Source organism: Paraburkholderia hospita (assembly GCF_002902965.1).
GTDB lineage: Bacteria > Pseudomonadota > Gammaproteobacteria > Burkholderiales > Burkholderiaceae > Paraburkholderia > Paraburkholderia hospita.
Genome location: NZ_CP026106.1, coordinates 855963 through 867676, shown reverse-complemented (window position 1 = coordinate 867676; position 11714 = coordinate 855963). Strand labels below are relative to the sequence as shown.

Sequence of the window (11714 nt, the reverse complement as noted above, 5' to 3'; positions counted from 1 at the left end):
GCGGCTTCGCCTTAACGTGCTTTTAACGTGCTTCAGCGCTTCACGTCAATGCGCGGTCGGCGGCACGTCGGGGTCGACGTAGTCGCGGCGCGAAACCCAGTACGGATCGCGGTTGTAATACGTATGCAGCGATTCGCCCCATCTGGAATCGGCCATGCTGGGCCAGTGGTCCTTGTCGAAGCCCGGTTCGTCTTTCAGCATCTGCGCGCTGATATCGACGTGAAAGCACTTCTGGTCGGTGTCGAGCGTGAGCGCACTCCACGGAATGGCGTGCAGCGTTGCGCCCATGCCGAGAAAGCCACCCTCGGACAGCACGGCATACGCAATGCGCCCGCTGCGCACGTCGAGCATGATGTCGGAAATCTTGCCGACATGTTCTGCATCGGACGAATACACCTTCGTTCCGTCGAGCGTCGCCGCTGCCATCACCTCCGGCCCCGGACCATCACCGACGCCGCCGCCGACAATATCGGCACCACCCGTTCTGCGCGTTTGCGGATTAATTGAGCCCATGTTTGCCTCCTATGAAAGTGAGCGCATGAAGGCGCGCAATGGGCGTTCCTGCATCGGACGAGGGCGAGCCGGGAATGAAATCGAACTGAAAACTTTACCTGTTCGGATCAGGTGCAAGTCATATTTCCCGAAACCGATATCCAGTGCGACAGCCTGCCGCACCACTGCTACGCAGGAAAAGCAGTCAACTGCTTCTTACACCAATGCCCTCACCCGCCTACGATTGACCCATGAAAACGCGTGACTTCACGCAACCGGCGGGAGAACTGAAATGGGCTTACTGAACATGATGCGCATGGTGTTGTGGAGTTTCTTCGGCGTGCGGCGTGGCGCTGCGCACGAAGCCGATCTCGCGACCGTCAAGCTGCCGCTGCTGCCCGTGATGGCCGTCGTGCTCGCGCTGTGCTTCGGCGGGCTTCTCTTTGCATTCGCCAGAATCGCCGTCACGATTGCGCATTGACGCTCGCGCTGTGCGCTCAGGTGGCCTGCGCGATCAACCCGCCAAGCACATGCACGGCGCGTTCGATATCGGCATTCCACGGGTGCCCGAAGTTCAGCCGCACGCAATTCCGAAAGTTGCGGGACGCGGAAAAGATCGGCCCAGGCGCCAGGCTCACGCCCTGTTCGATCGCCTGCCTGTGCAGCGTCAATGCATCGACGTGCTCGGGCAATTCGAGCCACACGAAATAGCCGCCTGAAGGACAAGTCCACCTCACGCCTTTCGGCATCGCGCGGCGTAGCGCGAGATTCATTGCATCGAGTTGCGCGCGCAACGCGGCACGCAGTTTTCGCAGATGCCTGTCGTATCCGCCATGCTGAAGATAGTCGGCGATACCCGCCTGCACGGGAATGCTCGCCGATAGCGTCGTCATCAGTTTGGCACGCTGTACTTTCTCCGCAAACTTACCCGCAGCGGCCCAGCCAATCCGATATCCCGGCGCGAGCGTCTTCGAGAAAGAACTGCAATGCATGACGAGCCCTTTCCGGTCGAAGGCGATGGCGGGCAATGGATAATCCGCCTGAAAATGCAGTTCGCCATAGACGTCGTCTTCGATCAGCGGCACGTCATACCGTGCCAGTAGTTCGACGAGCGCCTTTTTCTTTTCCACCGGCATCGTCGCGCCTGTCGGGTTCTGATAATTCGTCATGAACCAGCATGCGCGAATAGGCTGCTTTCCCAGCGCTTGCGCAAGCGCGTCCACGTCGAGGCCGGTTTGCGGATCGACGGGTATTTCGACTGCGCGTAGATCGAGTCTTTCAATAGCCTGCAGCGCCGCATAAAAGCCAGGCGATTCGACGGCCACGACATCGCCGGGACGCGTCACGGCCATCAGGCAAAGATTCAGTGCTTCGAGCGCGCCGTTCGTGACGACGATCTCATCGAGCGGTTGCGACAGGCCCATGCCGAGATAGCGCAGCGCGATCTGCTGGCGCAAAGCCTCGTTGCCCGGCGGCAAATCGACGACGGTACTCCATGGGTTCATCGTCCGCGATGTTTGTGCAAGCGATTTGGAAAGACGTTGTAGCGGAAACAGCATCGGCGAGGGAAAAGCCGAGCCTAACGGTACGACACTCGTATGCTTCGCCGCTTCGAGCACGCTGAAAACGAGTTCGCTGATATCGACCTTCGCGGACTCTGTGAGCGCGCGCTTCGCGGTCGCTTCCCGCGTGTCGCGCACGGCTGCGCCCGGCGCGACGTAATAGCCGGAGCGCTCCTGCGCGCGAATGAGGCCCCACTCTTCCAGCAGATAGTACGCACGAAACGCCGTCGATTGACTCACGCCATGCTGCGCAATGACCTGCCGCAACGAAGGCATGCGCGCGCCGACAGCAAGACTGCCCGAGCGTATTTCGGCCGCCATCGTATTGGCGAGTGCTTCATATCGGTTCATTGAACATTGCGCGTGGCGGGGCGCTCGTGACACAGAGCTTTTTATACTAATCGGTACACGCCTGCGCAATCAACTGCGATCAGCGATTCTTGCGTCGCATCGACAGAAATACGATCGACGCGGATACCGCCGCCACGATCGATGCGCCAGCGAATGCACGCGCAAAGCCTTCGCCGTAACTCGACCGTGCGATATGAACGAGTGCATCCATCGATGCCGGTGAATAGAGCGCAAACGCACGCGAGAAGTCTCCCGCCATCACACGCTCGGTAAAGCCTTGCACGACGGGCAGATGGGTCTGTGTCATCTGTGCCGTCAGCGCGGAACGCACGCCTTCGGCCAGCACGGCGCCCAGCCCGGAGAAGCCGAGCAGAATGCCCGTGAATCGCGAGGTCGTGCTGATGCCGGACGCCATGCCCGCGCGGTCGCGCGGCACTGTGCCCATGATCGCCTTCTGCGTCTCGCCGTTCAGCAGGCCGCCGCCGCTGCCGAGCAGCGCCATGGCGACGATCAGCCATGCGTGACTGGCGCTGCGCGCGGCGACCATCATCGCGAGATTGCCGCATGCGACCACCGCGAGGCCGAGCGTGAGAATCTGGCGCGAGTCCATGTACGCTGCGAGCTTGCGTCCTAGCTGCGGCAAGATCAGCATCGCAATCGCGAAAGGCAGCATGCCCGCGCCCGCGACCAGCGCGCTTTCGCCACGCGCGTTTTGCAGAAATAGCGGCAACAGCGAAGCCATGACCTGCGCCGACGACGCATAAGCAAACATCGCCACGATCGCGCCGACGAACGGCAGCGAGCGGAACAGCGCGAGATCGAGCATCGGATGCGCGCGCCGGCTTTCCACCCACACGAACAACGCGAAAAGGTTCACGCCGGCGCATGCGCGGGACAGCGCCGGCGTGCTCAGCCATCCGCGGTCAGGTCCGAGAATCAGCGCCCACGTCAGCGAGAACATCGCCGAGGCAAAGAGCGCAATACCGGGCAGATCGAGCGATCTCGGCGTCGGATCACGCGATTCGTCGACGATCCGCACGACGCCCGTCGCCAGCAACGCGCAGATCGGCACGTTGATCGCGAATGCCCAGCGCCAGCCGAGCCACGCGCTGATCACGCCGCCGATCAGCGGCGAGAGGACCATCGTCAGCCCCATGATGCCGCCCCACACCGCCCAGGCTCGCGCGCGTTCGCGCTCGTCATGAAACGCGTGGCCGATGATGGCGAGCGCCGGCGCGAGCAGGAAGGCCGCGCCGACGCCTTGCGCAGCCCGCGCGACGTAAAGCAGCTCGGCCGTCGGCGCAACGCCGCATGCGAGCGACGCGGCCGCGAACAGCGCGATGCCCGTCAGAAACACGCGCTTGCGCCCATAGCGGTCGGCAAGCGAGCCAGCGGGCAATAGCAGCGCGGCGAAGCACAACACATACGCGCTGATCACCCATTCGATATCGGCGAAAGAAGCGTTGAGATCGCGCGCGATAGTGGGCAGGACGATGCCGACCACGTTGGTGTCGAGCACCGTCATCGCGCAACCCATCGAGGCGATGAGGAGCAGCGGCGTGCCGCGAGAGACGGAACGGGAAGCGGTAATCGAGCTCATCGGACGGACCCGGCGGAAAACCTGCGGAAAGGAAGCCTGTATTCCACCAGCTTTCTCTATTCCGTTCATTGCCCGTCGTGTTCAATATAATTAGTTTCTACCTAATACCGGGAAGCATCGCGTTATGGAGCTGAGGCACCTGCGTTACTTCATCGCCGTCGCCGAGCGACTGCATTTCGCGCAGGCTGCAGAAGCGCTCGGCATTGCGCCGCCCACGCTCACTGTGCAGATCCAGGAGATGGAGCGCGCGCTGCAGGCACAACTGTTTCGCCGCACGCGGCGCTCGGTTGCGCTGACGCCCGCCGGCGAAGCGTTTCTCGCCGAAGCGCGCGAGACCATCGCGCAGTTCGAGCGGGCGTTGCACGTCGGCCAGCGCGCCGGGCGCGGCGAGCTGGGGCGTATTCATATCGGCTATGTCGGCTCGGCGGCTTTTTCCGGCATCTTGCAGAAACAGTTGCGCGCGTTCCGTAAAGCCCGGCCGCACGTGCTCGTGCAGGCCACCGAGCACCCGATGGGCGAGTTGCCCGCGCTGCTGGAGGAAGGCCGCGTCGATGTCGCATTCGTCCGCTTGCCGGTGGATCTGCCGCCGTCGCTGCGCGCTCACGTGCTGGCTCGCGATGCGTTCTGCGCGGCGCTACCCGCCGAGCATCCGCTGGCGGCTGCCACAGGGCCGATCAAGGCGCGCGCGCTGGCGGGCGAGAGCTTCGTCGTGCCAGAACAGGAGCTGGGCACGCGGGAAATCGCGCGGCGCGGGCGGTTCAACCCGCGCATCGTCAGCGCGCCCGGCACGCTGCTGGCCGTCCTGACGCAGGTTTCCGTCGGCGTGGGCGTCGCCATCGTGCCAAATGTGCTGACGCGGGTCATCAATCTGCCCAATGTCGTCTTCAAGACGCTGGCGGGCGAGCCAATCGCATCGGAAGTCGCAGCCGTTTTCCGCAAATTCGAGCATTCGCCCGCGACGAAAAAGCTCATCGCGCAGATGACGGGCGCGCCGGATCAGTAGTTTCCCGGCTTTTGCGCCGTTAGCGGCCTATCATGGGAGAACGATTCCGATGCCCGGCGTCACTCGCCCCCAACGGGTTCGGCACGAGCCGGACTGGATCGTTCCTTGCTGCGCTGCACCGAAGCGAGCGCCCCACCCCGCGCCGCCTGGCCTTGGACCGCGAACAGATCGCCCGGAAGGCCGGCGCCAGCGAGCGTTCGTGAATTTCATCTGGCACTCACGGAGAAATCAAATGACCATCGAATTCACCAGCCGCCGGCACGTCGTGGCCGCATCGCGAGTCGCATTCGAAGCGACCGTCGAAGGAAAAGAGGTATGGTGCAGCGTATCAATCGACGCCCTGAACAACCATTTCGGCAATACAGGTACGTCGTCGCACGATCTGATCACGACGTTCGAGGGTAATCGCAAGACAATCGAGGACGCAGCGCGCCGCGTGCTGCAACGAAATGGGGGGCAGTCGGTCGAACTGGAGACGCTCGACTTTCATAAACCACATTGAAGAAGGGAGCGCGCGCCGGAAGGCAAGGACGGCGCGTGCGGTGCCGCCGAAATTGGGCGGCACCCATCGATGAGCAATTGAGCCGAAATGGCTCACGCATAAAAATGCTGTGCACCCGGCCTTGTGCATTCGCCACTACGTTCGGCAAAAGCGTGCCGACTTCGCCATCAGGCAAAGCTTCTTTTGCCGAAAAGAGGCGAGAACGCAGTCCCGCCCCTTCCTGATTCTTTTCGTCGTTCTTACGCGCGCGGCTTTCTTCCTGCCTTTTTGGCACCGATCTTCTTTCGCGCAACGCCATTCAAGCCCGCCGCTTTTGCTCCAGCGACCAGGAACTTGCTACGGTCTTTTTCGCCCGCCAGCCATGCGGGTGCAGGACCACGGCCACTCCATGTCGCGCCAGTTTCGGGGTGACGATACTTCGCCGGTTGCGGTCCCTTCGGCTGGCCATTACCCGTGCCGTGCTTTACGGCGACGCCCGTGGCAACCGGTGCGGACGCGCCCGCCACCAGGTACTTCGAACGGTCTTTCGCAGCCGCAATCCATGCAGGCGCACGGCCATGCCCCGTCCAGGTTGCACCCGTTTTAGGATCGGAGTATTTGGCTACGCCTTTGGTTTGCACGCCTGCCGACTTCAACGCAGGACGGCCACGCTTTTTGCGGCCGAGATGCGCGTCGATATCAGCCGTAGTCAGATTGTGCTTTGCCATCAGTGCACGAATGCCTTCGAGCGCCACCGTCGACTTCTTCGACGCAATGGCTTCCGCCTGGGCCTGAAGCTTTTTTATCTTTGCCTGAAGTGCTTCGAGTGTAGCCATATTGAAACTCCTGATTGAAGATACCGGCACTATGCCATGGACCGGTCATATATGGCTAGAGTTCATCTATTACATGAAAAGACACGCGCGAGTCGTTGTACTGCCTGATTGCCCCAGAGTGTCCAATCGAGGCCCCCAATTGCCAGGATTTATCTGGTGTACGACAAATGTCAATTGGCTTGCATCGATGTTGACTGTCCAATTACTCACGCTATCCATAAGACTTTTAAGATTCCACGTCCGAAAGCGCTGACACGCTAATCGGAATTAGCGCGGTGTCCTTCTACTGAAGAAATGGACTTTCGCGAATGTCACCCGGTACAAAACGCCCTCGTTTGTAGAAGCACATCCGATGCATCAAGCAATAAATTCACATTCACTACTTCTTTTTTCCAATTTGCCTCAATGCTATGCGCGATGCGCGAATCGCGAATGTGAAAAGGCCGAAGACTGTGCATGACAGGCTCCGGCCTAATGGTTGACTCAGAACTCGCTGCAGTCAGAGAGTCTGCGTACGCCGCCCCGCAAACAACTGTTAATGATGCGAGAACGTGATGCCATTCGCATCGGCGCGCACGCCGGCTTCCGACACGCCATTCACCGCGCCACCCAATCCGCTTTGCTGGGTCGACGCAGCCTGTTGTGCGGCCAGACGCGCTTCGGCAGCCTGAATATGCGTGGGATAGCTGTTGCGATCGTCGAGTGGGCTGTAACCGACGCTATGCAATTGCACGAGTTCTTCGCGCACCTGTGCGCGCGTCAAAGGCTGATTGCTCTGCGCGAATGCGGCCAGGGGAGCACTGACAAGAGCGGCGACGATAACGAATTGACCGAGCGATTTCATGGCGACTACCTCCAGATCTGTCTGTTGGGTTGCGCGAGAACGGGTGTTCTGCAACCGTTGAACAGAGTGTAGAAGCGCGACCGCCGCCGATAAATACGTGAGGCTCGAATAGATCTTTCAAGGAATTGCTACAATCCGCGCGTCATGAATGGACCGCCGCGCCCCCGACGCGGCAGCCCGTCCATGCCGCGCCAAGCCGTCAGCTGGCCAGCTTGCGGAACGTTTCGAGCACTGCGTCGCCCTTGAACGGCTTTACGATCCAGCCCTTCACGCCTGCCGCCTTGCCGCGCTCCTTCATTGCAGGGCTGCTTTCCGTTGTCAGCATGATGATGTTGACGCTCGCATTGGCCAGTTCGCCGCGAATCTTTTCGGCCATCGTCAGGCCGTCCATATTCGGCATGTTGACGTCGCTGACGACGAGACGGATGCCGGGCGACGCCTTCAGCTTCGCGAGACCATCCTTGCCGTCCACAGCGGTATCGACGTCGAGACCATTCTTCCTCAGAAAACCCGCGACTTCATCGCGCACCGTGCTCGAATCGTCCACTACCAGAACCTTAGCCATTGCTTACCCCGTAGCGCCTTTCATACGGCGCATTGATTGAAAATGTGCTCTCTGCGCTGCTCAGAAGCATTCAAAAGAGTTCGAGTTCACCCGTGCTCTCCTCGGCCTCGTTCACATACGCGACAAAATCGACGGGCGAACTCGCGCATATGCACAGCGTCGCGCCCAGTTGTACGTTTGCGCCGATGCTCACGCGAAAAGCCGCGAGATAGCCCGGCTTCAACTCCGTCAGATAAGGCACGCAAGCGCCGCTCAATTGATAAGGCGTCGACATCCCGAGGTCCGGAAAGAACTCGACCAATTGCTGATTGATCGCGCCACAACACAGATTGCCGACTTCCATCAGTGCTTCCGCCAACGAGCGTTCTTCCGACTCGCGCAGATAGTAGTCGCGCGTCGCCTGGTCATCGTTGAAATGCAGCACGAGCAGAAAGCGGAATGCGATCGATGAAATGGTCAGAACGACGATATGGCTCGCAAGCGCGGTATTGGCCTGCTGCGCGTCGAGTGCCGTGATGTCGCATGCGTCGCTGGAATCGACAGGCAAACGCGTGCGCGCGGAATACAAAAAGATCCGCTCGATACTGTCTTTCGCTTGCTGACTGATCACGTCGTCGCCTGCTCTAACCGGGATTGAATCTGACCGGCAAGCGCCTCGACGCTCGCCAGCGACGCCGCAATCATCTTGCCGCCCGCCTGAATGTCCTGAAACGTGGCCGTCGTGATCAGGTCGTTGCGATTCAGGCTGTCGTGATAGCTCTTCGACAATTCCTGCGAGCGTGCCGCAAGTGAACGCACTTCGCTTGCGACGATCGAGAAACCGCGCCCCGCTGCGCCCGCGCGCGCCGCTTCAATCGACGCATTCAGCGACACGATCAGGACATGACGCACGATCGACGACAGTTCATTGTTCTTCGAGTGCATGTCGTGGTTCTGCGACATTAGCGAGATCATCTGCTCGTGCCAGCGCTCGAACGTGGCGGACAGATGCCGCAGGCGCCCCGCTTCCGTTGAGAGGCGCGTCGCCTGTTGCAGCCACTCGTCCTTTTGCAGATGCAGCGCATTCAGCGCTTCGCGCGCTTCTTCTGCCGACACAGACTGCTGCGCGAGATCGTCGCGCAGCGTATCGACGAGCGCGTGCAGTTCGCGCGCCTGCTGCTCGTGCTGCCGAACCTCGGCGGCGTGACGTTCTTCAGCCTGGGCGAGCGCGGTGCTCTGCGCATCGACTGTCGTCTGCCGTTGCGCGGCGGCCCGTTTCCGGTACCACCACCGATGCACGAACAAACCTGCCAGCGCGCCCCACGCGACACCCGCCAATGCTGCCGCAATCACATACTGATCAACCACAGCCTATCCCCGTCGTGCTATTCGAAATGTGCATTCGCCTGAATCGAACTCACTGTTTGCGCGGCGTCATGCATCGACGTGCCGACGCTATCGACAGCGCAGTTCTCCGGCAGATAGACGATCGTCTGGAACTGGCGGAAATCCGCGCCCGCATGATCGTCCGTGAAGCGCAACTCGATGCGCCCGCCTTCGCGGCGGATGAAATCGCGCACCGCATCCATGCCGACACCGCGGCCCGACACCTCCGTCACGTTCTGCGCAGTCGAGAAGCCCGGACGGAAGATGAATTCCGCCACAGCTTCGTCGCTCAATTGCGTGTCGGGCTGAAGCCAGCCGCGATCGGCCGCGATGCCGCGAATGCGCGACAGCGCGAGACCGCGTCCATCGTCGCTCAACGTGATCTGCAATGCGCCTTCGGCGACGCCCACTTCGATATCGATGACACCCGCTTCCGGTTTGCCGAGCGCTACACGCTGCGCGGTGGGCTCGATGCCGTGATCGACGGAATTGCGCAGCAGATGCATGAACACGTTCTTGAGCATGCTGCCCGCCTGCGTGCGAACGCGATACCCGTTGTCGTCGATACGCACGGCGGGCGCGGTCTTGCCAAGCTCGGCGGCAAGCGAGGGCAACGAGTGCAGCACGCCGGCGAGCGCCTCTTCGACTTTCTCCGTACCAAGCAGGCGCAATGTCCTGCGCACCGAGTCGCGCGCCGTCAGCAGATCGAGCATGTCAGCCGGGTTCGCCGCATCGAGCAGGCGCAGGCTTTCCTGAATATGCTCGCGATCCACCATCAGATAGCGTTCGGCGCTGCCGACACGGCCCGCCTTGCGTCGGCCGAGGCTCACTTCGTTGATCGTCGCGTAGTGCTGCAACGCTTCTTTCACGCGCGCCAGTTCGGCAATGAGTTGCTCCTGATCCCATTCGTGCGCCGCCTCGGGTTGGCGCAGCGCGTCGTAACGTTGCTCGGTTTCGTGCACGATGCTGGTCAGATGCTGGAGGCTGTAAGTCCGCGCATTGCCCTTGATCGTATGCATGTTGCGGAACAGTTCGGCGACAGCCGGCTCGTTGACCTGCGCATGCTGACGGATGATGCGTTCGTTCTCGTTGATGAAGCCCGTTGCACTTTCAACGAAATGGTGGAACTTCTCCTCGCTCACCGAGAGAATTTCGCCGATCATTTCGAGGCGGCGCTTCTGCTCGCCCGCTTCTGCGGCGAGCTGGCGCAACTCGGTCACGTCGCGCACGCACAGCATCAGGCGCATCACCGTGTCGCTTTCGTCGGTGATCGCAGACCAGCTCAGATCGAGCGTCTTCACGCGGCCGTCGGGCATCTTGCGCGTCAGTTCGTTGACGAGCAGATGCTGGTTGAACTGGAAGTTGATGCTGTCTTCGCCGATACACGCCAGCACGGCTGCTTCGACTTGCGATACGGTATCCGAACCCAGGTCGCTGTCGCCGAATACGAGGTCCATTAGCGCACGCCCGGCGATATCGTTCGTTTCGAAGATCTCTTCCAGATAGGCCGAGTACTCCGAGTGAATCTTCGCATCTTCGACAACCGTCAGAATGCCCTGCTGCATGTTCTGCAACATCGCCTGAATATCGGCCGTCTTCTGCTTCAGTTGCGCGGAGCTTTGCTGGATCTTTTCGATCATGCCGTTGAACGCGACAATCGAATGGCCGATCTCGTCCATGCGGCCCACGGGCACGCGGCGCGTGAAATCCTGGCTCGAAGCGATCTCGCTCATCATCTCCTGCATGCGCGAAAGCGGTCGCGTGATCTGCCGGTATAGCAGCAGGCCAATTGCGATCAGCACCAGAATCGCCGCACCCGATGCGCTGCCAATCGCCGTGGTAGTCGTCGCGAGGCCCGTATTCAACGCGTCGATGGCTTCGTCTTTCTGGCGGTTCTTTTCGATGCGCAGCGTTTCGACGATGCCTTCGAGTTCGTCGCGGTACTGCGCGACGTTCGCGAACAGATAGGCTTGCGCGAGATCGTTCTTGCCTTCGGCCTTCATTTTCGCGGTATCGTTGATAGCCGCGAAGTAGTTGGCGAGGCTGTCGCGCGCCTGCGTGACGAGCCCTTCCTGCGCATGGCTCGCGGCTGCTTTTGCCTGCAGGTCGAGTGCTTCGCGCAGCGATTTCTCTTTCGCGGCGAGTTCTTTTTGAGCCTGCTCGACCATGTTCGCGTCGGGCGAATAGACGAGTGTCATCGTCGCGAGCTGCACGTCCTTGACCTGCGAGACAAGGTCTGCCGAAGCCAGCGCGCTCGGCACGACGCCCTGCGTCACTTGCCGAACGTCTGCGGCACTGCCGCGAGTCTGATAGACAGCGTATCCACCGATCGCCGACAAGGCGACCAGCATCAACACCACCAGTAGAGTGATGCGGTGACGGATGGTCATGTGGTATTCCCCGTGGTCTGTCACTGCTATGTGGCAGTGCTGCCCGCTCTGAATTTGTCAATTTGACGGGCGACGGGATTATCGTCGGCGGGTCATGACGAAGCTGTGACCGCCGCGCATTCTTCTGGGGATTAAAAGACGCAATAGAACATGGACTCAAATGATTCTAAAGTTCTCGAACTTTCTGCCGTTAACCGCATCGCGCCGGTTTCGATGCAGCCGCAA

General features: G+C 60.8%; 12 protein-coding genes. 3 read left to right on the top strand and 9 right to left on the bottom strand.

Translation table 11 applies throughout. The features are described from left to right. Nucleotides 1-45: 45 nt before the first annotated feature. The gene (locus C2L64_RS22305) at nucleotides 46-513 is read right to left on the bottom strand and encodes a PRC-barrel domain-containing protein (protein ID WP_007745553.1); all 468 of its coding nucleotides are present in this window, start codon (nucleotides 511-513) and stop codon (nucleotides 46-48) included. Between the two features lie 271 nt (nucleotides 514-784). Here C2L64_RS22305 and C2L64_RS22300 point away from each other — a divergent pair, with 271 nt between their 5' ends. Beyond that, nucleotides 785-973 (top strand): DUF2970 domain-containing protein, encoded by a 189-nt coding sequence (locus C2L64_RS22300; RefSeq protein ID WP_007745548.1) that lies wholly within the window; start codon nucleotides 785-787, stop codon nucleotides 971-973. A 16-nt stretch (nucleotides 974-989) separates the two neighbouring features. On the opposite strand, the gene C2L64_RS22295 is transcribed toward C2L64_RS22300, so the two are convergent. Together C2L64_RS22295 and C2L64_RS22290 are read right to left on the bottom strand one after the other, a co-directional pair. After that, a complete protein-coding gene (locus tag C2L64_RS22295; RefSeq protein WP_009769721.1) occupies nucleotides 990-2405 on the bottom strand; it encodes an aminotransferase-like domain-containing protein in 1416 nt (471 codons plus the stop codon). Nucleotides 2406-2484: 79 nt separating this feature from the next. After that, nucleotides 2485-4005 (bottom strand): MFS transporter, encoded by a 1521-nt coding sequence (locus tag C2L64_RS22290; RefSeq protein WP_009769722.1) that lies wholly within the window; start codon nucleotides 4003-4005, stop codon nucleotides 2485-2487. A 124-nt stretch (nucleotides 4006-4129) separates the two neighbouring features. Between C2L64_RS22290 and C2L64_RS22285 the strand changes: the two genes are divergently transcribed. Continuing rightward, the gene (locus C2L64_RS22285) at nucleotides 4130-5008 is read left to right on the top strand and encodes a LysR substrate-binding domain-containing protein (protein WP_009769723.1); all 879 of its coding nucleotides are present in this window, start codon (nucleotides 4130-4132) and stop codon (nucleotides 5006-5008) included. Nucleotides 5009-5240: 232 nt separating this feature from the next. After that, nucleotides 5241-5510, top strand: a complete 270-nt coding sequence (locus tag C2L64_RS22280) for a DUF1488 family protein (RefSeq protein ID WP_007731991.1) — start codon at nucleotides 5241-5243, stop codon at nucleotides 5508-5510. 239 nt (nucleotides 5511-5749) lie between these two features. On the opposite strand, the gene C2L64_RS22275 is transcribed toward C2L64_RS22280, so the two are convergent. The 6 genes from C2L64_RS22275 to C2L64_RS22250 form a co-directional block, all read right to left on the bottom strand. Then, entirely contained in the window at nucleotides 5750-6325 is a 576-nt protein-coding gene (locus tag C2L64_RS22275; RefSeq protein ID WP_007731989.1) for an H-NS family nucleoid-associated regulatory protein, read from the bottom strand. A 535-nt stretch (nucleotides 6326-6860) separates the two neighbouring features. Further along, nucleotides 6861-7169, bottom strand: a complete 309-nt coding sequence (locus C2L64_RS22270) for a DUF4148 domain-containing protein (RefSeq protein ID WP_009769724.1) — start codon at nucleotides 7167-7169, stop codon at nucleotides 6861-6863. Between the two features lie 199 nt (nucleotides 7170-7368). Next, nucleotides 7369-7734, bottom strand: coding sequence for a response regulator (locus C2L64_RS22265; protein ID WP_007731984.1), 366 nt, complete (start codon nucleotides 7732-7734; stop codon nucleotides 7369-7371). Between the two features lie 70 nt (nucleotides 7735-7804). Beyond that, nucleotides 7805-8344, bottom strand: a complete 540-nt coding sequence (locus C2L64_RS22260; RefSeq protein ID WP_009769725.1) for a hypothetical protein — start codon at nucleotides 8342-8344, stop codon at nucleotides 7805-7807. After that, nucleotides 8341-9081 (bottom strand): methyl-accepting chemotaxis protein, encoded by a 741-nt coding sequence (locus tag C2L64_RS22255; protein ID WP_009769726.1) that lies wholly within the window; start codon nucleotides 9079-9081, stop codon nucleotides 8341-8343. Before C2L64_RS22255 ends, C2L64_RS22260 begins: the two co-directional genes overlap by 4 nt. Before the next feature lie 17 nt (nucleotides 9082-9098). Then, nucleotides 9099-11489 carry an ATP-binding protein gene (locus C2L64_RS22250; RefSeq protein ID WP_009769727.1) on the bottom strand — a complete coding sequence of 797 codons (2391 nt, stop codon included), beginning with the start codon at nucleotides 11487-11489 and terminating at the stop codon, nucleotides 9099-9101. Between the last annotated feature and the right edge of the window lie 225 nt (nucleotides 11490-11714).

Coding starts and splice junctions, on each gene's coding strand:
- C2L64_RS22305 (WP_007745553.1), bottom strand. CDS start 513: ATGGGCTCAATTAATCCGCAAACGCGCAGAACGGGTGGTGCCGATATT.
- C2L64_RS22300 (WP_007745548.1), top strand. CDS start 785: ATGGGCTTACTGAACATGATGCGCATGGTGTTGTGGAGTTTCTTCGGC.
- C2L64_RS22295 (WP_009769721.1), bottom strand. CDS start 2,405: ATGAACCGATATGAAGCACTCGCCAATACGATGGCGGCCGAAATACGC.
- C2L64_RS22290 (WP_009769722.1), bottom strand. CDS start 4,005: ATGAGCTCGATTACCGCTTCCCGTTCCGTCTCTCGCGGCACGCCGCTG.
- C2L64_RS22285 (WP_009769723.1), top strand. CDS start 4,130: ATGGAGCTGAGGCACCTGCGTTACTTCATCGCCGTCGCCGAGCGACTG.
- C2L64_RS22280 (WP_007731991.1), top strand. CDS start 5,241: ATGACCATCGAATTCACCAGCCGCCGGCACGTCGTGGCCGCATCGCGA.
- C2L64_RS22275 (WP_007731989.1), bottom strand. CDS start 6,325: ATGGCTACACTCGAAGCACTTCAGGCAAAGATAAAAAAGCTTCAGGCC.
- C2L64_RS22270 (WP_009769724.1), bottom strand. CDS start 7,169: ATGAAATCGCTCGGTCAATTCGTTATCGTCGCCGCTCTTGTCAGTGCT.
- C2L64_RS22265 (WP_007731984.1), bottom strand. CDS start 7,734: ATGGCTAAGGTTCTGGTAGTGGACGATTCGAGCACGGTGCGCGATGAA.
- C2L64_RS22250 (WP_009769727.1), bottom strand. CDS start 11,489: ATGACCATCCGTCACCGCATCACTCTACTGGTGGTGTTGATGCTGGTC.